Source organism: Embleya hyalina, from assembly GCF_003967355.1.
In the GTDB taxonomy this organism is placed as follows: Bacteria; Actinomycetota; Actinomycetes; order Streptomycetales; family Streptomycetaceae; genus Embleya; species Embleya hyalina.
In genome coordinates, this window is sequence record NZ_BIFH01000019.1 from 173,302 (window position 1) to 194,096 (window position 20,795).

At 71.9% G+C, this 20,795-nt stretch carries 16 protein-coding genes; 8 read left to right on the top strand and 8 right to left on the bottom strand.

Annotated features, from left to right (window positions below; genetic code table 11):
• Nucleotides 1-6 precede the first annotated feature (6 nt).
• On the top strand, nucleotides 7-480 hold the full coding sequence (locus tag EMA17_RS18060; RefSeq protein WP_126638081.1) for an NUDIX hydrolase: 474 nt from the start codon (nucleotides 7-9) through the stop codon (nucleotides 478-480).
• Between the two features lie 402 nt (nucleotides 481-882).
• Here the strand turns inward: EMA17_RS18060 and EMA17_RS18065 are convergent, their stop codons facing one another.
• Complete coding sequence (locus tag EMA17_RS18065; RefSeq protein ID WP_126638082.1) at nucleotides 883-1,371, bottom strand: MarR family winged helix-turn-helix transcriptional regulator; 489 nt, start codon at nucleotides 1,369-1,371, stop codon at nucleotides 883-885.
• Nucleotides 1,372-1,401: 30 nt separating this feature from the next.
• On the opposite strand from EMA17_RS18065, the gene EMA17_RS18070 reads away from it, so the two are divergent.
• Nucleotides 1,402-2,466 carry a bifunctional NAD(P)H-dependent oxidoreductase/GNAT family N-acetyltransferase gene (locus EMA17_RS18070; protein WP_126638083.1) on the top strand — a complete coding sequence of 355 codons (1,065 nt, stop codon included), beginning with the start codon at nucleotides 1,402-1,404 and terminating at the stop codon, nucleotides 2,464-2,466.
• A gap of 214 nt (nucleotides 2,467-2,680) precedes the next feature.
• On the opposite strand, the gene EMA17_RS18075 is transcribed toward EMA17_RS18070, so the two are convergent.
• The 3 genes from EMA17_RS18075 to EMA17_RS18085 all read right to left on the bottom strand — a co-directional run bounded on the left by EMA17_RS18075 (nucleotide 2,681) and on the right by EMA17_RS18085 (nucleotide 7,201).
• Entirely contained in the window at nucleotides 2,681-4,897 is a 2,217-nt protein-coding gene (locus EMA17_RS18075; RefSeq protein WP_126638084.1) for an MMPL family transporter, read from the bottom strand.
• A 180-nt stretch (nucleotides 4,898-5,077) separates the two neighbouring features.
• Complete coding sequence (locus EMA17_RS18080; RefSeq protein ID WP_126638085.1) at nucleotides 5,078-5,761, bottom strand: response regulator transcription factor; 684 nt, start codon at nucleotides 5,759-5,761, stop codon at nucleotides 5,078-5,080.
• 183 nt (nucleotides 5,762-5,944) lie between these two features.
• Nucleotides 5,945-7,201 carry a sensor histidine kinase gene (locus tag EMA17_RS18085; RefSeq protein ID WP_126638086.1) on the bottom strand — a complete coding sequence of 419 codons (1,257 nt, stop codon included), beginning with the start codon at nucleotides 7,199-7,201 and terminating at the stop codon, nucleotides 5,945-5,947.
• Between the two features lie 138 nt (nucleotides 7,202-7,339).
• On the opposite strand from EMA17_RS18085, the gene EMA17_RS18090 reads away from it, so the two are divergent.
• Nucleotides 7,340-7,942 (top strand): GNAT family N-acetyltransferase, encoded by a 603-nt coding sequence (locus tag EMA17_RS18090; RefSeq protein ID WP_126638087.1) that lies wholly within the window; start codon nucleotides 7,340-7,342, stop codon nucleotides 7,940-7,942.
• A gap of 135 nt (nucleotides 7,943-8,077) precedes the next feature.
• On the opposite strand, the gene EMA17_RS18095 is transcribed toward EMA17_RS18090, so the two are convergent.
• Both EMA17_RS18095 and thpR read right to left on the bottom strand, forming a co-directional pair.
• Nucleotides 8,078-9,160, bottom strand: a complete 1,083-nt coding sequence (locus EMA17_RS18095) for a BUD32 family EKC/KEOPS complex subunit (protein WP_126638088.1) — start codon at nucleotides 9,158-9,160, stop codon at nucleotides 8,078-8,080.
• Between the two features lie 130 nt (nucleotides 9,161-9,290).
• Nucleotides 9,291-9,938 carry an RNA 2',3'-cyclic phosphodiesterase gene (gene thpR, locus EMA17_RS18100; RefSeq protein ID WP_246126744.1) on the bottom strand — a complete coding sequence of 216 codons (648 nt, stop codon included), beginning with the start codon at nucleotides 9,936-9,938 and terminating at the stop codon, nucleotides 9,291-9,293.
• A 1,736-nt stretch (nucleotides 9,939-11,674) separates the two neighbouring features.
• Between thpR and EMA17_RS18105 the strand changes: the two genes are divergently transcribed.
• Nucleotides 11,675-12,877 (top strand): hypothetical protein, encoded by a 1,203-nt coding sequence (locus EMA17_RS18105; protein ID WP_126638089.1) that lies wholly within the window; start codon nucleotides 11,675-11,677, stop codon nucleotides 12,875-12,877.
• Nucleotides 12,878-13,166: 289 nt separating this feature from the next.
• Here the strand turns inward: EMA17_RS18105 and EMA17_RS18110 are convergent, their stop codons facing one another.
• A complete protein-coding gene (locus EMA17_RS18110) occupies nucleotides 13,167-13,433 on the bottom strand; it encodes a CGNR zinc finger domain-containing protein (RefSeq protein ID WP_371863013.1) in 267 nt (88 codons plus the stop codon).
• Between the two features lie 56 nt (nucleotides 13,434-13,489).
• On the opposite strand from EMA17_RS18110, the gene EMA17_RS18115 reads away from it, so the two are divergent.
• The 4 genes from EMA17_RS18115 to EMA17_RS18130 all read left to right on the top strand — a co-directional run bounded on the left by EMA17_RS18115 (nucleotide 13,490) and on the right by EMA17_RS18130 (nucleotide 17,645).
• Nucleotides 13,490-14,041: a GNAT family N-acetyltransferase gene (locus EMA17_RS18115; protein ID WP_126638091.1), complete on the top strand. Its 552-nt coding sequence runs from the start codon at nucleotides 13,490-13,492 to the stop codon at nucleotides 14,039-14,041.
• A 64-nt stretch (nucleotides 14,042-14,105) separates the two neighbouring features.
• Nucleotides 14,106-15,713 carry an alpha/beta hydrolase gene (locus EMA17_RS18120; RefSeq protein ID WP_126638092.1) on the top strand — a complete coding sequence of 536 codons (1,608 nt, stop codon included), beginning with the start codon at nucleotides 14,106-14,108 and terminating at the stop codon, nucleotides 15,711-15,713.
• A gap of 175 nt (nucleotides 15,714-15,888) precedes the next feature.
• A complete protein-coding gene (locus EMA17_RS18125) occupies nucleotides 15,889-16,860 on the top strand; it encodes an ATP-binding cassette domain-containing protein (RefSeq protein WP_126638093.1) in 972 nt (323 codons plus the stop codon).
• Complete coding sequence (locus EMA17_RS18130; RefSeq protein WP_126638094.1) at nucleotides 16,857-17,645, top strand: ABC transporter permease; 789 nt, start codon at nucleotides 16,857-16,859, stop codon at nucleotides 17,643-17,645. The genes EMA17_RS18125 and EMA17_RS18130 overlap by 4 nt, the downstream gene beginning before the upstream one ends.
• Here EMA17_RS18130 and EMA17_RS18135 read toward each other — a convergent pair.
• Nucleotides 17,572-20,760: an ATP-binding protein gene (locus EMA17_RS18135; RefSeq protein ID WP_126638095.1), complete on the bottom strand. Its 3,189-nt coding sequence runs from the start codon at nucleotides 20,758-20,760 to the stop codon at nucleotides 17,572-17,574. The genes EMA17_RS18130 and EMA17_RS18135 overlap by 74 nt on opposite strands.
• Between the last annotated feature and the right edge of the window lie 35 nt (nucleotides 20,761-20,795).

Below are 20,795 nucleotides of genomic sequence, written 5' to 3' on the forward strand. Positions count from 1 at the left end.
CGGGGGATGAGTTTCCGGCTGGCGGCGTATGCCGTGTGTATCGAGGGTGGGCGAGTCCTCCTCGCCCACCATGTGCCGCCCGAGGGCGAGAGCAACTGGACGCTTCCCGGAGGCAGGGTCGAGCACGCGGAGGATCCGTTCGACACGGTGATCCGGGAGGTTGCGGAGGAGAGCGGCTGCGACGCGGTGGTCCAACGCCTGCTGGGCGTCGACTCCAGGGTGATCCCCGCAGCCGAACGTGCCCTCCCCGGTGGACCGGAGCATCACAACGTCGGCATCTTCTATCGCGTTCGCATCACCGGCGGCCGGCTCCGACCGGAGCCGAACGGCGACATCGCCGAGTCGGTCTGGACCCCGCTCCCTCACGTTTCCGGACTGCGCCGGTCGTCGTTGGTCGACATCGGCCTCGCCCTGGCACACACGCTCCCGGCAAGCGGCCACGTTGCTCCCGTGCCGGTCGGCGGCCCGATTCGACACTGAGGGACCGCGGAGGCGCCGGAGCGGTCGGTCGTACAAACGATCGTTCCCGCAGGCACTGACGGCGTGGCCGGGCGCTCGCGTGCCGGGGGCACGGTCCTCGTCGACGCGATCGATCCTTTGCCCCAGTGACGGGACTTCGACCGCATGCTGCTCGGTGGCCCCGCGCCGCGTTCGTGCAACTGCCATCGGTACTGCGAGGGCGGCCGAGTGACGGAAAGCCCCGATGCTTGTAGGCGTCGTTCTCGCCTCGAACTTCACCCGATCCGTCCTCGCCCGACCCCGCGCAACCTGCACCCTCAGGGACACCGGGTACTCCCCGGAACGGCATTCGAGCGGGTGCGTGGGGGTGTTCGGCGTTGGTGGGGTGGCTTTGGGGGAATCGGTGGGGTGTTCGGGGGGTGGCTAGTCCGGTTGTGGTCGCCGGGGGGATGGTGCTTGTGGGAATTTGGTGGCGATGTGGCCGAGTTCCGCGAGTTCTCGGGGGTCGAGCAGGTCGATGAAGTGGCGTCGTACCGAGGCGACGTGGGCGGGCGCGGCCTGTCGGAGTGTGTCGAGTCCGTTCTCGGTGAGGATCAGGAGGCAGCCTCTGCCGTCGGCGGGATCCGGTGCGCGGCGGATGAGACCACGTGTCTCCATGCGGGTGGCGTGTCGGGACAGCCGGCTTCGGGACCACTCCATCTTGGCGGCCTGTTCGCGCAGGGTGGCGGTGCCGTCGGTGCGTTCGGACAGGGTGCTGAGCACTTCGTAGTCGGGCTCGGACAGTCCCAGTTCGGCCAGGTCGCGGGCGGTGCGGGCCTGTACGGCGGTGACCATGCGGCGATACGCCCGCCAGACGCGCTCCTCGTCGGGATCGAGCCAGCGAACGGGGTCGTTCGAACTTTTCGTTGACATGTAATCAATCTAGTGCCTAGCTTCGTTTACATGTCAACGAAACGCGTGCGTATTCTCGTGCTGATCTGCAGCACACGCCCCGGAGCCCTCGGCCCGGCCGTCGGCGAGTGGTTGATCGAGACGCTCGCGCCGAGCGTCGCGACGCTCGGCGTGGACCTCGTACCGCTGTCCCTCGGCGATCTGGGGCTGCCCTTCTTGGACGAGGAGGAGCACCCGTCGTCCGGCGTGTACCACCACGAGCACACGCGCCGGTGGAGCAGGTGCGTCGATCGGGCCGACGGCTTCGTCGTCGTGACACCGGAGTACAACTACGGGATGCCCGCGACGTTGAAGAACGCGCTGGACTATCTGGGCCCCGAATGGGCCTGGAAGCCGGTCGGTTTCGTGAGCTACGGCAACACGTCGGCGGGCACCCGGGCGGTTCAGCACGCCAAGCAGGTGGTCACGACCCTGCGGCTCGTCCCCGTGGGCGCGAGCGTGGCGATCAGGATCGGGGACGCGATGCACGGGGACCGCTTCCGCCCCGCGACGCATCTTGCCGACGCCGCCCGGGGGATGCTCGCGGAACTGGTGCGGGTCGCCCACGCCGTGACCCCGCTGCGCGAACGCGGGCACGCGAACGCCGTGCCGGGCCCGGTCGCCGGATCCTACGCACGACGTCTCGTCCCGGACGACGCGCCGGAAGTGACGGTTCTCCAGCGTTGCTGCTGGGTCGAGGAGGCGTTCGCCAACGACACCCTGGCGATGCCCGCACTGCGGGAATCACTCGACGAGGTGCGCGCCTGGCTGGCCGACTGGCACGTCACGGGTCTGTGGCGGGATGGGCGACTGCTCGGCATGGTCCGCGCCCGCCGAACGGGCGCGGACCTGCACATCGGACGGCTCGCCGTCGTTCCCGACCTGCGCGGGTACGGCCTGGGTCGATGGCTGTTGCACGCCGGTGAATCGACCGGTCGGGGATGTCGCCGCGTCCTCCTGTCCACCGGCACCGGGAGCAGCCGCAACCTCGCCCTGTACCGGCGTCAGGGGTACGCGCCGCTTCCCGGATCGACCGAGGACGGTGTGGTCCACCTCGCCAAATCCGTCGCCGCCTGAACGCCGATGCGGTGATCGCCCCGGGGTGGGAACAGTCGCCGCCGCGACGGACACGATGCCGTGTCCGTCGTCGCGTGGACACCGACACCCACCCGGCGGTTAGCGCGCGGTGCCCAGCGTGCCCGCGGTACCGCCGGGGGACCGGAACCGACGCCTTGGGAACAAGGTGTCGGCCGGCACCGGACGGGAGCGAACCGCGGCTCACCGCACGGCACTACCCGGGCCCGTTCGTCTGCTCGGGTTTCGCGGTCTCGGGCGCGTCGATGGACACCCGGGGCAGGCGCCGGTCCAGCCACGCGGGCAACCACCAGTTGGCCCGCCCGATCAGGTGCATCAACGCCGGCACCAGGACGGTGCGCAGCACGAACGCGTCCAGTGCGACGGCCGCGGTCAGACCCACGCCGAACTCGGCGATCACCCGCCGACCGCCGAACACGAAGGCCATGAAGACCGCGACCATGATCGCGGCGGCCGCGGTGATCACCCGGCCGGTCTCGATCTGGCCCACCGCGATCGCCCGCGCGTTGTCCCGACTGCGCACCCACTCCTCGTGCATCCGGCTGATCAGGAACACCTGGTAGTCCATGGACAGGCCGAACAGGATGGCCACCATGATCACCGGAACGGTCGCCTCCACCGGCCCCGCGGCGCCGGCCCCGAGCGCGTCGACGCCCCAGCCGAACTGGAAGACCGCCACCACGATCCCGAACGACGCACACGTGGCCGACAGGTTCATCACCGCGGCCGTGATCGGCACCACCACACTTCGGAAGGCGAGCAGCAGCAACACGAAGCCCAGCGCCACGATCACCGTGACGAACAACGGCAGTTTGTCCCGCAGCACGCCGGCGAAGTCCTTGCCCGTCGCGGTGACGCCGCCGACGTACACCCGCAACGTGGTGGCCCCCTCGGCCGCCGGGATCGGCCCGTCGCGCAGCCGGTCGATCAGGTCCGAGGTGGCCCGGGACTGCGGCGACGTGGTCGGGAACACCCGGACGATGCCGATCCGCGCGTCCGGCGACCACACCGGCGCGCCCACCGCGGCGACCCCCGGCGTGCGACCCACGACACCGGCCAATGTGGTGAGCGCCGCCCGGTCCGCGTCCGAGCGCACCCTCGCGACCAGGTCCAGCGGGCCGTTGAAACCCGGACCGAAACCGTCCGCGAGCATGTCGTACGACTGCCGCGTGGTGCTCGACGTCGCGTCGTTGCCCGCGTCGGACAACCCCAGCCGGATCGAGAGCATCGGGATCGTCGACACCGCGATCACCCCGAGCGCGCACAGCGTCAACACGCGCGGGCGCCGCCGCACCACACCCGCCCAGCGCACCCACACGCCGACCCGCGCCGGGCCCGAGGCCCGAGCCCGCCCGCGCCCCGACGGCCGGCCCGGGCCGGACAACCCGCGGCGTTCGCGCCGACCCGACACCCGTTCGCCGAGCAGTCCGAGCAGCGCCGGCAACAACGTCACCGCGGCGAGCACGGTGCACACCACCGTGGTCGACGCGGCCACCGCGGCGCCGTCGATGTAGCTCATGTCGAGCACGAACAGGCCGAGCAGGGCGACCACGACGGTGCCGCCGGCGAACAACACCGCCCGGCCCGAAGTGTCCATCGCCTCGACCACCGCCTCGCGCACAGACAGGCCCGCGCGCAGTCCCGCGGTGTGCCGGGTGACGATGAACAACGCGTAGTCGATGCCCACGCCCAGGCCGATCAACGTGCCCAGGATCGGCCCCATCGAGCCGATCGACATGGTGTGGCTCAACAACCGGACCAGCATCAGCCCGGTGCCCACGCCGGCCAGCGCGGTCAGGATCGGCAACACCGTCGCGCCGAACGAGCCGAACGCGACGAACAGCACGATCGCGGCGGCCACCACCCCGATCACCTCGCCGGTATGGTCCGAGTCGTCCTCGGTGACCTCCCTGATCACCGCGCCGCCCAACTCGACCCGCAGGCCCGTGGTCCGCGCCGCCCGGGCGGTGTCGATCACCCGCCGGATGTCCGCCTTGGGCACCTCCGCCGACTGCCGGGCGAACGTCACGTCGGCGTAGGCGACCCGACCCCCCTCGGCGATCCGCGCCACCGCGCCGGGATCGGTGCCGTACGGGCCGTCCACGGCGCCGACCGACGCCGACCCGCGGATCCGGTCCAGCGTCGCGCCCATGCGCTCCCGCACGACCGAATCCCGGACGTCGTGGCCCGGTTCCACCTGCCACACCACCGTCGCCACCGCGCCGGACCGCTCCGGCAGCGCCTGCTCCACCAGGTCCATCGCCCGGGTGGACTCCATCCCCGGCAACGAGAAACCGTCGTCGGTGGCCGATCCGGCCCGAAGCCCGGCGACCACCAGGGCGACGAGGGCGAGCGCCCAGACCAAGACCACCAGGGCTCGGCGCCGATGGCACCATTTCGCGAGCGCGGACACTGTGGAACCTCCGACGAGTTCGCCCGATCGGCACCCGGACGGGACACCGACGACGGCGGCGAGCCCCGGATCGGCACGGTCGGCTCGACCCCGCTTCCAGCCTGGCGCCGGTCGGTCCCGGGTCAGTCGGCCCGACGGAGGGTTTCCCGACTACCGCGAACGCCGCAGCCGCGCCCCGATCTACCGCGCGGACAGGCGGTCGCCGACGCGGACCATGCCGGTCTCGTAGGCGATGATCACCAACTGGGCGCGGTCGTGCGCGCCGAGCTTGGCCATGGCCCGGTTCACATGCGTCTTGGCGGTGAGCCGACTGATCCCCAGCCGGTCCGCGATCTGCTCGTTGGTCAGCCCACACGCGGCCAACAACATCGACTCGTGCTCCCGGTCGGTGAGTTCGGCCAGCCGCTCGCGGGCGCGGGCGATGTCGTCCGTCGGGCCGGCCAGGAAACGTTCGATCAGGCTGCGCGTGGCGTCGGGCGACAACAGCGCCTCGCCGCGGGCCACGAGCCGGATGGCGTCCTGCAGTTCGTCCGCCTCCACGCCCTTGCCGAGGAACCCGCTCGCGCCCGCCCGCAACGCGCCGAACACGTACTCGTCGATCTCGAAGGTGGTCAGGATCAGCACCTTCAGCCGGGCCAGAGCGGGGTCGGCGGTGATCAGTCGGGTGGCGGCCAGGCCGTCCAGGTCCGGCATCCGGACGTCCATGAGGATCAGGTCGGCCTCCACCTCCCGGGCCAGCCGCACCGCCTCGTGCCCGTTCGCGGCCTCGCCGACCACCTCCAGATCGGGGGCGGCGTCCACCAGGACCCGGAAGCCGGTGCGGACCAGGGCCTGGTCGTCGGCGATCAGCACACGAGTGGTCACGACGCCTCATCCATCGGTTCGGGAAAGGAACTTCGGCCGGAGAACGGGTGGGACTCCGCCGCGGATTCGTGGTGTCGACGCACGGCGGGTCGGCGCACGGCGTGCCGGCGCACGACGGGTCCACGCACGACAGGTCGGCGCACGACGGCTCGGATCTCGCGCACCACCATCGACGACGCCGCCTCAGCCGACCCCGCCGACGGCGGAACACTCCCGCGACGCGCCGGACACGACGGGGTCCGGCGCGGGCGTCGGCAACACCACCCGCACCCGATAGCCCCCCGCCGCACACGGGCCGGCCGTGAACGTACCACCGAGCGCGAGCGCCCGTTCGCGCATCCCGATCAGGCCGTGACCGGACCCGGCGCCCGGCGCTCCCACCGAACCCGACGGCCCGGCCCGGGTGTTGCCCACCTCGACCCGCACCGCGTCGCGCTCGTACCCGATCCGCACGACCGCGCTCGCGCCGCGCGCGTGTTTGCCGACGTTGGTCAGCGCCTCCTGGACCACGCGGTACGCGGTGAGTTCGACGGCCGCGGGCAGTTCGCGCCGGCGGCCGGTGTCGCGCCGGACCACGGGCACGCCCGCCGCCTCGACCTCCGCGAGCAGCGCCGGCAGCCGATCCAGGCCGGGCGCGGGCTCCATCGACACCGGTACGTCCTCGCGCCGCAACAGCCCCACCGTGGTGCGCATCTCCGCCAACGCCGCGCGGCTCGCCCGGCGGATGTGCCCCGCCGACTCCCGGGCCTGCTCCGGCGCGGTGTCCAGGACCTGCGCGACCACCCCCGCCTGCACGTGGATCAGCGCGATGTGATGCGCGAGCACGTCGTGCAACTCGCGGGCGATCCGCAGCCGTTCCTCCATCACCCGGCGCGCCGCCTCGGCCTCGCGGGTGCGCTCGGCCCGATCGGCGCGGTCCTGGATGGCCCCCACGAAGGCCCGCCCGCTGCGCACCGCGTCGCCGATCGCCGCGCCGAGCCCCATCCACATCAACGGCACTCCGGCCGCCTGCCCCTGCCAGCAGCTTTCGCCGAACAACTGGCCCGCGGCGCCGATTCCGGCCGCCGCGAGCACCGTGGTCCACACCGCGCTGCGCCGCGGGCCCTCCGTCGCGAGCGTGTAGGCGGCGATCGTCGGCGCGAGCAGCAGCGCCGAGCGATAGCCGCCCAGCACGATGAAGACCGCCATGCCCACCGAGGTGACCGCGAGCACCATCCCTGGCCGGCGCCGGCGCACCGCGAGCGCGCCGCAGATCAGCACCGCGTACGCGCTGTCCGGGAAGCGCAACAGGCCGAGCCCGGTGACCCGATCGCCCACGGCCCCGGCGTCCCCCAGCGGCTGGATCACCACGGCGGCGACGAACACGAACGCCGCCAGACTCGCGTCCGTGACCGCCGGATGCTCCCGGATCGTCCCCCGCACCCACGTCAGGTGATTCACGTCGACACGGTATGCGCCCGACGTGTTCGGGCCCGTCCTGCGCAGGTACCATCTCCCGGCTACTGCGCGCGCGGTAGTCACACGGCACGAAGCAATCCTCCGGGGGAACCGTCCCGCCGTCGAGATCGTTGGGAGACCATGCACCAGCACCCGAACGCCCCGCTCGTACGTGCCATCGCCGAGGCGGACGTCCCCGTCGCGGTCGACACCCTCACCCGGGCGTTCGCGGACTATCCGTACACGCGGCACGTGATCGCGGCGGACGACCACGAGGAACGGATCCGGCGTTTCCAGGAGTTGTGCCTGACCCGTATCGGCATGGTGTACGGGCGCGTGTGGGTCGCCGACGCGGGCCTGGCGGTGGCGGTGTGGGCCGTTCCCGGAGGGGACCCCTCGCCGGTGTTCGCCGAACTGGGGCCGATCCTGCGCGAGCTCGGCGGCGACCGGGCGGCGGCCTCCGCGAACGCGGACGCGGCGATGGCCCCGTATCGGCCCACGGAACCGGGATGGTTCCTGGAGACCGTGGCCACCGCCCCCGAGGCCCAGGGGAGGGGTCTGGGCCGCGCGGTGTTGGAGCCCGGCATCGAGGAGGCCGAACGCGCCGACTTCCCGGCGTTCCTGGAGACCTCGAGCGAGGCCAATGTGCGGTTCTACGAACGTCTCGGCTTCGAGGTCACCGCCGACGTCCGGCTTCCCGACGACGGTCCCCGCACCTGGTGCATGCGCAGAAACCCCCGCTGAGCGCCCGGAAACCCGACCGGCGGCGACCGACGGGTGCCGGGGGTTCGGGCGAGCCGGATGGCGTTGCCGCGACCGGTGCGAGCGGTGCCCGACGCGGAGTCGACGTGGCGCCCACCCTCGTGGGCGTGGACGACTTCACGCCGCCCCCGGGCCGTGTCCGCGCGCGTGCCGCTCGATCTCCGCGGCCGGGAACGGTGTCTTCCTGCTCTCGGTGAGCAGTCGGTGGAAGAACGAGTCCACGACGACGGTGGAGCGCGCGTGCCGGTCGATGACGGCCGCGATCTCGGGCGTGATGCCGCCGGGTCGCCGGCCCGTGATCCAGTCGTGCAGGAACGCCACACGTTCGGTGTCACCGCGCACGGCGTCGAGCACGTGGTATTGGAGCAGGTGGCTCGCGGTGTAGCAGTGGTCGTACGCGAGATGGTCCGACAGGAAGTCGGACTCGTCCGCCGAGAGGTCGAAGCGCGAGCTCAGGGCGAGCCCGAAGTCGGCGAAGTAGAGCCGGCGGCCGTCGGTCAGGATGTTGGCGAAGTGGGCGTCGAAGTGCACGAGTCCGCGAGAACTCATGAAGGCGGCCCCATCCGTCAACGCCTCCTCCACCCAGGGCGGGGGCGAGCCGTCCTCGACCTCCGGCACGGCGGTGTCGCGCCGGGCGGCCAACCAGTCTCCGAGTGTGTGCGGCACGTGTTCCAGGAAGACCACCAGGCTGTACGAGGACCGGCCGATGGCCTCCAGCCGGTCACGAACGGCGGGTGATCCCTCCCAGTGCGCGACGGCACCCTCCAGGCCGCCGAACTCGTCGGTGAAACCTTCGGGAGGGGAGTCGGGCAGAACCCGCGCGTGGTACATCAGCGGGAAACCCGGATACTCGTCGCCGAGCACCCAGTTCGTGGTCATGGTGTGCGCGGCGAGCTCCCGCCAGGCACCGAATCCGGCCGAACCCACCCCGTACTGGTAGAACGTCGGCAGTCCGAAGACGTTCGCCGTCGACCGCACGTTCTCCGGGCGCAATTCGAGGTCCGTCAGCGGGATGCGCTTGACGAAGACGCGTGTTCCGTCCAGGTCCAGCTCCGCCGACCTGCCGCCGATGCCCGACCCCACCGCGGTGGCCGCCGCGACCGTCTGCCCGAGTCGGTGGTCGCTGAGCAGGGACAGCCGAGTGCTCACGCTCGCGTAGCCGGCCAGGCGCGCGGCCTCCGGCGTGTCCCGGTCCGGCATCGACGGCTCCTCGTGCCCGAACCAGGGCTTCGGCGATCGTACGTACGGCACCGAGCCTACGCCGGGAAGGCCGGTCGCTCGGATCCGCGTGATCCGGCCGCCGACACTCCCTCGGCCGTGTCCCGTGCGCTCACCGCGAGCCGGACCCCTCGGCACGATCCCGGGTTCCCGTGCGGACGTGCGATGAGAGCCTGCCCACCAGCGGCCACGTCGCCACGTCGTGGTAGCGGGCCGGGCCGTTTCCGATGAGGCTCCGCACCAGGTGCAGCCGGGCCGCGGTCCATGCCACGCCGTCGAATCCGGCGAGATCGGCGGCCGGGGCGGCAAGCCCACCGCCCCGGGGGCGCCGCCCGCCCGTCCCGCGTGGTTGGGCGGCGCGGGCCAGGGTCACATGACCGTGCCACGGCCGATCCTCGATCGGGATATGGCATTTGGCGGCCGCACGCCGTACGGCCACGGCCAGGGCGGCCATCGCCCGCCGATCGCCCCGGACTCCGATCCACAGGGTGCGATCGCCGAAACGGCCGCTGCCGGTGAGCGCGAGGTTCCGCGGCGGATGGCGTGCGGCGACGCGGGCGAGGCGGGTCTCCAGCCCGGTCCGGGTCTTCGGCTCCACCGTGCCGAGGAAGGCGAGAGTGATGTGCCAACCCTGGGGCTCGGTCCAGCGCAGCCCGTCGTACCGGGAACGGATCGGGTCGACGGCACGACGCAGTTCCGCCACCGCTTCGGGGGGCGGCACGAGCGCCACGAACAGCCGCATGGAGCCGTTTTCGATCACCCGTCCATCAGAACACGGCCGTGGCACGACCGCGAACAACCCATCCGCCGAGTGCCGGGTACGGGACGGGGAAGGTACGTCCGTTCCGGGGTGGAGCGTCGACGTGGTGCGGGTGCCGACGGGCCGCGCGTGCGTCTCGTTCGAGCCGGCATGGCGGGTCTCGCCCGCGCCCTTCGGGTTCGGGGCCGGTGCTCCACCGACTGGGTCACCCGCTGTGGTGTGCCGGCGAATCACCGTCGACCGGGGCGACATCAGGACGCAAGTCGCCTACGAAGCAACGCGGTTGGCCGCAGGGCGCGGGTACGCCACCGCGGCATGTCGGCGCCCGGTCTCGCGAAGGCCCCCGACGAGGCGAACACCCCGCGCGAGCGGGTCGGTGAAACGGGAAGCCGATCCAGGCGCCCGGCGGCGTCGGCGGGCCGGCGCGCACGATCGGCCGTCCGACCGAAACGGCCACGGCCGCCCACCGCGGTCGTCGAACGCGGGGGCATCGTCGTCGACGTCGGCGGTGGACGGCGACAACCCCCGCCCGACGGGCCGGGGTTGTGGTCTCCGGACGGCCGGCAGACCGCCGATGAGCAGGGCCGTCGTCAGCTGAAGGAGCGTCATGCCGCGACCTCCGTCCCGGCGGCGCGGGCGCGCGGGGTGAGCGTGGGGTGCCGGTACGGTCGCCGCGCGTCAACTCGGTGGCGAGCAGGGTCGGATGCGCACCGCTGCCGAGGCGCAGCCCGGCGAGGGCGAGCGCCCCGGCCCAGCCGTCGGTGGCCTCGGCCGGCGCGCTCGCCTCGGCCTCGCGCGGCGTCGTGCCCGAAAAGGCGCCGAGGAGATCGCGCGCCTCGTCCGCGGTGAACCGCAGTTGGTGCCAGGTCACCGCGTCCAGCCGCCCGGACAACCGGTATCACCGTCACCGCGCCGGCGGCGGTGCGGAGCAACAGGTCCGGCTGCTCCGCCGGTTGCGGGTTGACGAGGTGTTCGAACTCGTCGAGGACGAGGGCGACGTCGCGCCCGGCCTCGGTGATCCGGTCGCCGAGCTCGGCCGTGCATCCGTCGCTGCCGAGCGGGAACACGCCGTGACCCGGGTCGACGCATCCGGTCGCGCGGGTCGACGCCGCTCCGTCGTGCGCCCAACACCGCGCCGGGTCGTTGTCGCGCGTCGAGCGAGTACCGGGCGACCGCCGCGCCGCCGGGTCGGGCGTCTCGCGATTCGGCCCACTCCGCCAACGCCGAGGTCTTGCCGGTCCCGCCGAAACCAGCGACCGGGCGACCGCCGCCTCCACCAGCGCCCGTACTCGCGGCCTCGGTACATGGATTCCGAGCGGGCGCGGAACCCGGAGCTTCGGGCGCGATGGGCGGCAGACCGACGCCGGATCCGGCGCGCGCGGCGGCAACATGATCCGGCTCGGTCGGCGTCCCGCTCACCCGCGTGGTCCGGGTCACGCGCGGCACGTCGCGCGGCGGCCACCGGCGCGCCCACCGTCCCGCGTCGACCGCTTTCCGCAGGCCAGGGGGCCCGGCCCCACCCGTACCGGCCACCTTCGCCGGCGGTCGAACCGGGCCGACGCGGACCCCTGGCGCGGGTCGATGCCTGCGCCGGGCGGCGTGGCCGGAAAGCCCGACCTTGTGTCGGCCAACCTTTCGCGGCGTCTTGTGACGTCCGGAACGCCTTCCGATACTGGCACCTGGCCACCGCGAACCACTCACCGACCGCACATGTGGCGGTCCCGGGAGGAGACGCCATGCCGCCTTTCGATCACCCTGTCGACGCAACGCTCGCACCCCGCTCGGGTGCCGTGGGGATCCGCGCCGCGAAATTCGACACCAGCGGGGACATCTACACCGAGTTCAGCGGCTTCGAGGTCACGATTCACCTGAGCAGGGAAGCCGTCGAGTGGATCGGCACCATGGAGAAGCTCTTCGACGCGTACCTGGAAGTGTCCATGGAGGCGCTGGAGGAGGTCGCGCCGTTCTTCGACCTGATCAGTGCCTACATCCAGGCCAACGTGACGGCGATCGAGGCCGTCTCCGAGACGGTGCCGGACGGGCGGGTCAAACTGGTGGGGGTCATTCCCTTCGCCGTCCTGGTGCCCGAACCCGACGAGGGCTATGTCCCCCCGGGAGGCTGGAACCCCCCGGCCGTCGTGAACGGCCTGCGGTGGTGGACCGTGAACTCCATCAACCTCTACAAGGGCCGTTGGTGTTTCACGTCCACCAATTCGAACCCGAACGCGTCCTCGGTGTCGTCGATCTACTTCACCACGGACTACGACGGGAACTCCATGCACATCACCCCTCGGGATTTCCGGGACACCTACGGATGGACCGGCCTCAGAGGCCACTCGGAGTTCAACAGCGGGCTGGATACGTGCGTGTACGTCCCCCGCACCGGGATGTGGTGGCTGTTCAACGGCATTTACTGCGCGAGGACGAACGGCTACGGAGACACCGTCACCTGGTCGCCGCAGAGACTGACCGACGTCTGGCGGGGGTTCGCCCGGATCGCCAACGGAGAGTTCGGCCGGGAGGAGAAGGAACATTGGGCCGGCGGCGTCTCCTGTGTCACGGCCGTCGACGACTACTACGTGTTCACCGCCGGAACCCGGGTCGCCTTCATCGCGGCGGGCAGCGGAGACTTCAAAGCCGACTGGCCCCGCCCCGTGGGCCTGACCGACGTATGGCCCGCTCTCGAGAACCTCCCCGCGGCCGGCATCAAGGACGGCAGCGGACCGAAGGCCGTGTGCTGGTACCAACACGGCAACACGAGGACATGGCTCCTGGTCTTCCACAGCAAGATCTTCGTCAACAGCTCCGCCTTCTACAGCCCGGTCGGTTTCATCTACGACTACCTGGCATGTCGATCCGACGTGGCGAACGAGCACTTCAGCTGGAACGCGATGTTCAACTACCTGAACGGCCCCTGGCCCTACCCTCGTTGCGATTGACGGCGTCGCCCCGGGGGTGCGCGCCGCACGGCGAAGACCCGGTCGTCGGCGCGGGTCCGGGGGCGGCGACCCGGCGGTGTCCCGCGCCCACCACCCAGGGCGTGTGGCTGCGCGTGATGTTCGGTCTCCACCGGTAGCAGACCGAGCCGCACCGCCGCCGAATTCGCACCCGTGATCGGCGAATGCACGACAGTGGCGACGATCCGATGCCCGACCGGCCCCGAGGCCGGCCGGGCATCGCGTTCCGGCGCCGTCCGGGCCGGCTTCGGGTGCCCGGATCGGTCCGCGGTCACCGGCTCCGGGCGTACCGCGCTCGGGTCTTGGCGCGATTGCCGCACTCGGCCATCGAACACCACCGCCGCCGCCGCCCGTTCTTCGACACGTCCGCGAACCAGAGCGTGCACTCCGGGTTCGCGCGGCGCCTGATCCGCTCCGGATCGGCGGTGCGCAGCAACTCCAGGTAGACGCACGCCACTTCCCAGGCCGGCCGCCACCCCGGGTCGGCGACGTGCACCCGCACCGTCCCGTGCGCCGCGCGCCCCGCACGCCTTCGCACCGGTCGTCGGCTCGAATTGGGATGCCCATCCAGCCGGGAGCTTGTATGAATACCCCATGTCGATTCGTGTGCGGCTTGCCGATCTGAACCACGCGAACTGGGAGGAGGTGGTCGAGCTGACGGTTTCCCGGGAACAACGCGACTTCATCGCGCCGAACGTGTACTCGATCGCGGAGAGTCGTTTTCTCCCGGGCTTCGTGACCAGGGCGGTGCTGCACGAGGGGCGCGCGGTGGGTTTCGCGATGTACGGACCCGATCCCGACGACGGGGAGATCTGGCTCTACCGCTTGATGATCGACGAGGCCCACCAGGCGCGGGGCCTGGGCCGCGCCGCTCTCCGGGAAGTCGTCACGCACGTGGGGGAGGTCTTCTCGGCACCCCTGCTCCGGCTCGGCGTACGTGCCGACAACGTCGCGGCCAGGACCCTGTACATCTCCGCCGGATTCGTTCCCACCGGCCGGGTCTTCGGCGACGAGGAGGTCTTGGACCTGCGCCTCGCCGATGAGCCCGTCCCGGACCGGACGGACACAGTGCTCGACCGCGTGCGTCGGCCGACGGGTTTTGCCGGTGGCGAGGATATCGGTGTGCCGTGGGGGATCGCCGACTGATAGTCCTTGGCGCGTGATCACTCCTTTTCAGGCGGCGTCCTTCCGTCGTTCCATACCCGTGGCCGTGGCTCTGTTGTTGGCCGCCGGGTGTACCGGAGGCTCCGGTGACGGTGCGTCGAACGCCGCCGCCGGCAAGCCGGTTCCCCCGCAGGTGACGACCGGGACGGCCGCGGCCACCCCACCACCCGCGCCGCCGAAGCCCAAGGGGGCGGCGGACCCGGCGCTGCGGGCCTTCTACGAACAGAAGATTTCCTGGAAGGCGTGCACGGACGACCCCAAGACGAAGAAGAAGAACGAGAGCGAATTCCGGTGCGGGACCTTCAAGGTGCCGCTGGATTACACCGCGCCCGGCGGCAAGTCGCTGGACATCGCCGTCATGCAACACCCGGCCGCCAAGCCCGATCAGCGGATCGGCTCGCTCGTGTTGAACCCCGGCGGACCCGGGGGCTCTGGCCAGGATTTCGTCAAGTACGCATTCGACGAGTTCGACGGTCCTCTGCACGACCGCTACGACATCCTCGGCTTCGACCCGCGCGGTGTGGCCGACAGCGCGCCCGTACGGTGCCTGGACGACAAGGCCCGGGACGAGCGCAACGCCCGGGACTCGCCCCGCGATCCGGTCGAACGCAAGGCGCACGGCGAGCGCAGCGGCAAGGAGTTCTCCGCCGCGTGCCAGGCCGAGTCCGGCGAGTTGTTGCCGTTCGTGGGCACGCGCAACGCGGCTCGGGACATGGACGTCCTGCGCGCCGCGGTCGGTGACGACAAACTGAACTACCTGGGTGTCTCGTACGGAACCTACCTCGGGACCATGTACCTGGACGAGTTCCCCGACCGCGCCGGCCGGATGGTCCTGGACGCGGTGGTGGACCCGGCGGCCGACAAGCTCGACGCGAGCATCGACCAGATCGTCGGCTTCGAGCGCTCGTTCCGTGCGTTCGCCGCCGACTGCGCGGCCCGGGCGGGCTGTCCGCTGGGCGGCGACCCGGTCAAGGCCGCCGAGATCGGCGCGACCTTCCTCGACGCGTTGCAGGACAAGCCGCTGCGCACCGCCTACGACGGCCGCAGGCTGACCGCCTCCCTCGGCTGGACGGGCACCAAGAGCCTGCTGTACGGCGACAAGGAAACCGCGTGGAAGTACCTGCGGGAGGCCCTCGCCCTGGCGATGAACAACAAGGACGGCAGCCACCTGCTGTTCTACGCCGACAACTACGTCGGCCGGGACGAGAAGGGTCACTACGACAACAGCGCGGACTCGCGTTCGGCAATACGCTGCGCCGACGGCGCCGCCCCGGCGCCCTCTCCCGAGCGGATCGAACAGGTCCTGGCGAAGCTCAAGGCGGATGCTCCGCTGCTGTCCAAGGACACCGTCGCCTCGGACGTCGAGGGCCCCGGCTGCGAATTCTGGCCGTACAAGACTCCCGAGAAGCCGCACGTGGTCCGGGCCGAGGGCGCCCCGCCCGTCCTGGTGGTGGGCACGACCGGTGACCCGGCCACGCCGTACGCCGCATCCGAGAAGCTGGCCAAGGACCTCGCGCACGCGAGCCTGCTGACCCTCGAGGGCGAGGGCCACGGCGCGTTCGGCCGCAGCGAGTGCGTCGACGCGGCCGTGGCCGCCTACATCATCGAGGGCAACCCGCCGGCCGCCGGCACGCGGTGCACCGACGGCAAGTAGCCGCCGACCGGCCTCCCCACAGGGCCGGGGGCATCCGGGCTCCGCCGACACGTGAGTCCGCGTCGCGGTGCCGACCGGACAACGGTCCGGCCGGCACCGCGCGTCGTCCTCCGATTCAGGGCGCTGAAACCGTCTTGAAGCCACGCTGAATGCGTGCTGCCCCAACCTCTTCCGCATGACGACAACGACATCGCACACGCCGGCCATCGCGGCCGAGGGCCTGCGCAAGGCATACGGGGGCAGGACGGTGCTCGACGGCATCGACCTGGCCGTGCCGACCGGTAGCGTCTTCTCCCTGCTCGGCCCGAACGGCGCCGGCAAGACCACCGCCGTCAAGATCCTCTCCACGCTCATCCGCGCCGACGGCGGCCGGGCCCGGGTCGCCGGACACGACGTCGCCGGCTCACCCGACGCGGTCCGCGCCGCGATCGGCGTCACCGGGCAGTTCTCCGCCGTCGACGGGCTGATCACCGGCGAGGAGAACATGCTCCTGATGGCCGACCTGCACCACCTCCCCAAACACGAGGGACGCCGCGGCACCGCCGAGTTGCTGGCGCGATTCGACCTCACCGAGGCCGCGAGGAAGCCCGCCTCCACCTACTCCGGCGGCATGAGACGCCGCCTCGATCTCGCCATGACCCTGATCGGCGACCCGCGGATCATCTTCCTCGACGAACCCACCACCGGCCTGGACCCGCGCAGCCGCCACGACATGTGGGGCATCATCCGCGAACGCGTCGCCGACGGCGTCACCGTCTTCCTCACCACCCAATACCTCGACGAGGCCGACGAACTCGCCGACCGCATCGCCGTGCTCCACGACGGCAGGATCGCCGCCGAGGGCACCGCCGACGAACTGAAACGACTCGTCCCCGGCGGACACGTCCGACTCCGCTTCACCGACCCACGCGCCTACGAACGCGCGGCCGCCGCCCTGCACGGCGTCACGTGCGACGACGAGACGTTGTCCCTGCAGATCCCCAGCGACGGCAGCCAACACGCACTGCGCTCCATCCTCGACCGCCTCGACACCGACGACATCGCAGCGGACGAACTCACCGTCCACACCCCCGACCTCGACGACGTCTTCTTCGCCCTCACCGGTGGCACCGACGTCCCCGACCGACCCGAGGTCGCCGCCCGATGACCCCGACCCTCGCCCTACGCGACTCGACCACCATGCTGCGCCGCAACCTCCTGCACGCCCGGCGCTACCCGTCCCTCACCCTCAACATCCTGCTGACGCCGATCGTCCTGCTGCTGCTCTTCGTCTACGTCTTCGGCGACGTGATGAGCGCGGGCATCGACGGCGGCGGCGCCGATCGCGCCGGCTACATCGCCTATCTCGTCCCGGGCATCCTGATGATGACCATCGGCGCATCCCCGACCGGGACCGCGATCTCCGTGTCCATGGACATGACCGAGGGCATCATCGCCCGCTTCCGCACGATGGCGATCCACCGAGGGGCGGTACTCATCGGGCACGTCGTGGCAAGCGTGCTGCAGGCGATCATCAGCGTCGTCCTCGTGGGCGCCGTCGCCGTGGCCATCGGCTTCCGGTCCACCGACGCCACGGCCCTGGACTGGCTCGCGGCGTTCGGCCTGCTCACGCTGGTCGCCGTGGCCTTCACCTGGATCGCGGTCGGCATCGGCCTGGCCGGCCCCAACGCCGAGGCGGCCGGAAACAACGCGCTGCCGCTGATCATCCTCCCGTTGATCTCCAGCGCCTTCGTGCCCATCGACGCGATGCCGGGCTGGTTTCAGCCGATCGCCGAATACCAGCCGTTCACCCCCGCCATCGAAACCCTGCGCGGCCTGTTGCTCGGCACCGAGATCGGCGACAACGGGTGGATCACGCTCATCTGGTGCCTGGGCCTGACCGCCCTCGGATACCACTGGTCGAATTCGCTGTTCCGCCGCGACCCGAAATGAGCGTACGGGCTGCCTCCCGCAGCTCGTCCCGCCCCAGGGCGGCGTACTCCGACACCGCTTCGGCGTACGCCGCCCGGTCGGCGTTCTCGGCCGCCCGCCGGGCGCGGTCCGCCGACATCGTCGGCGTGAACTCGCGCAGCACCCGCAGCCGTTCGGCCAGAGCGATCATCCGCACGGCGCGGGCGTCGCCGGCCGCGAGCTCCGTCACGCCGAGCGCGTGCAGCACCGTCCCAAACACGGGGAGTTCCACCGGTGTGCGGGACGGACCGGAAAGCAGCGTCCACAGCCGCCGCCCCAGCCGAACGACCAGCTCCGCGACGGGCTCGAGACGGCCGGCGTGCGCGTGCGCCGTCACCGCCGCCGCCTGGATCTGCAGCGCCCACGGGTCGAGCCAGGGGTCGCCGCCGTGCATCGTGTCGGCCTCGGACATCCGCTCCACGGCGCGGCGCCACAGGCCGAGCCCGGCCTCCGTCAGTCCGCGGGCGAGCGCGATCTCGGCGCGCGCACCGAGATCGGGGCTGTAGAAGGCGTCGTGCCCTGGGGCGTTGTCGCCCTGGGCCTGCCCCAGCCAGTACTCGGCTTCGTCATACCCGCCGCGCTGCAGGCAGGCGAGGGCGAGAGCCGAGCGGATCCCGATGTAGTCGTGCGCGTCGCCGAGCCGCGGCAACTGCTCGAGCGCCGCCACGAGGTGCGGGTACGCGGCCTCGCCCTGCCCGGTCCTCAAGCACAGCTCGCTCAGCCGGGAATGACCCATGAGCCGCACGAACGGGTTGTCGGCCGAAGCCAGCGCGGCGGACATCCGGCGGGCGGAGACGAGCGCGCGGTCGATGTCGTGCTCGTGCTCCCAGACATAGGTGGCGACACACTCGGCGATGCCGGCGACCAGCGGCTGCTCGTGACCGCAGAGCTCGTGCAGAACGTCGTAGTCGGGAGGCACCATCTCGGGGATCGCGCTCAGCACCGCCGCGGTGGCGCGCAGCAGCGAGTCCGGCGGGGCCGGCGGCAGTCGCCGCAGGGTGACGAGCCGGCGAGTGACATCGGCGTGCGGACCGTAGTCCATGAACAGGCTCGCCACGCACAACACCGCTGCGGCGCGGGCGACTTCGACGTACCGGGGCTCGGGGCGATAGCGCGACAGCAGCGGACCGGTGTCCACGGCCAGGGCGGCGAGGCGGGGGTGGTTGGAGTCGGTGGACCACAGGGCGGCGAGGACGGCGGTGAGGGCGGCGGTGGTGGGGCCGTCCGCACGCGCCAGGGCGTGCCGCAGCGCCGACACGAGGTTGTCCTGCTCGGCCCTGATCCGCTCCCAGGCGGCCCGCGGTTGCGGGCCGAACACCCAGTCGTGGTGGGTGACCCCGAAGTCCCGCGCCCAGAGCAGGAATCGGCCGACGGCCTCCTCGTCCTCGCCCGCCTCCGCCCGCCGGGCCGCGCTGAACTCCCCGACCGTCTCCAACATCCGGAACCGCACGCCGGCCGGGGTGTCCGTGACGGTCAGCAGCGACTGATCGCTCGCCTGCTCCAGGAGGAACAGCGCGTCCCCGCCGAGGACGTGCTCCGCGGCTTCGCCCAGGAAGCCGCCCGGGAAGACGGACAACGTGCGCAGCGCCGCCCTGGCGTCCCGGGAGAGCAGGTTCCAGCTCCACTCCACGACCGCGTGCAGGGTGCGGTGCCGCTCCGGCACGTCCCGTGCTCCGCCGCGAAGGAGTTCGAATCGGTCGCCGAGCCGGCGGGCGATCTCCGCGACCGACAACACCCGCACCCGCGCCGCGGCCAACTCCACCGCGAGCGGCAGCCCGTCGAGCCGGCGACACAGCCCGGCCACCGTGTCCGGCGGCAACTCCACGCCGGGTCGGGCGGCCCGGGCCCGCTGCGTGAACAGTTCGACGCAGGTGTCGAGACCGAGTTCCGGCAGCGCGTACACCGCCTCCGAGGTGAGGTCCAGTGGAGACCGGCTGGTGGCGAGCACCCGCAGGTCCTTCGTGGACGCGACCAGGCCCTGTACGAGGTCGGCGACGCCCCGGACGACCTGCTCGCAGTTGTCCAACACCAGCAGGGCGGGCCCGACGCCGAGCACACCGAGGATGGCGGAGGCCGGGTCGGCCGGGGCGCGACCGCCCAGCGCGCCGGCACGTCCCTCGCCGGCGCCGAGCGCGGAGACCACCTCCGCGGCGACGTCCTCGTCCGCGGTGACACCGGCGAGCGGCACGAAGTACACCGAGCGTTGCTCGGCGCGGCGGCCGACGGCGTGCGCGAGCCGGGTCTTGCCGAGGCCACCGGGGCCCACCACGGTGACGGCACGGAAGGCGCGCAGCAGTTGCTCCACCGCCGCGATGTCCTCGTCCCGTCCCAGCAGCCGGTTCACCTCGTGCGGCACGCCGCGTCCGACCACCGGCGCCTCGGTGCGCAGCAGCTCCCGCTGTACGGCCAGGAGCCCGCCGCCCGGATCCGAGCCGAGTGCCTCGCGCAGCTCGCGGCGGTACGCCTCGTACCGCGTCAGCGCGGCGGACGGGCCCGCCGTCGCCGCCTCGCCGCGCAGCAGTTCGGCGAGCACCTCCTCGTCGCGCGGACGCTCCGCGGCGACCGCGGCCAGCGGCCCCACCGCCTCCGCGTACCGCCCGAGCCGGGCGAGCGCGAGCACCCGCGCGCGTACGAGCGCACCGCGAACGGAGGCGCGCTCGGCGCGCAGCGCGGCCACGGGGTCGGCGGCGGCATCGGCCCCGGCGGGGGTGCCCTCCCACAACGCGAGCCCGGCCTCGGCCGCCGCCAACGACCCCGCGTGGTCCCCGGCCCTGGCCCGGTCCGCGCTCGCGGCCGCGTGCAGCAGCAGGGCCGAGCTGTCGACCCGATCCTCGGCGAGGGCGAGCCGATATCCGGTCGGCGTGCTCGCCAGCACGCCCGCGCCCAACTGCGCCCGCGCCCTGGACACCAGAACCTGCACCGCCTTCGCCGGCCGCTCCGGCAACTCGTCCGGCCACAGCCCGTCCACCAGACGCGCGGTGCTGCAACCCGTACGCAAATCACCCGCGAGCAGCGCGAGGAGAGCCCGCAGCCGGGGCGCGGTGACCTCGCGTCCGCGATAGGCGACACGCGGCAACAGCGTCAGGTCGGTGGTCACCCGTGCAGATTAGCCAAGGCCGCGCCCACCGGACC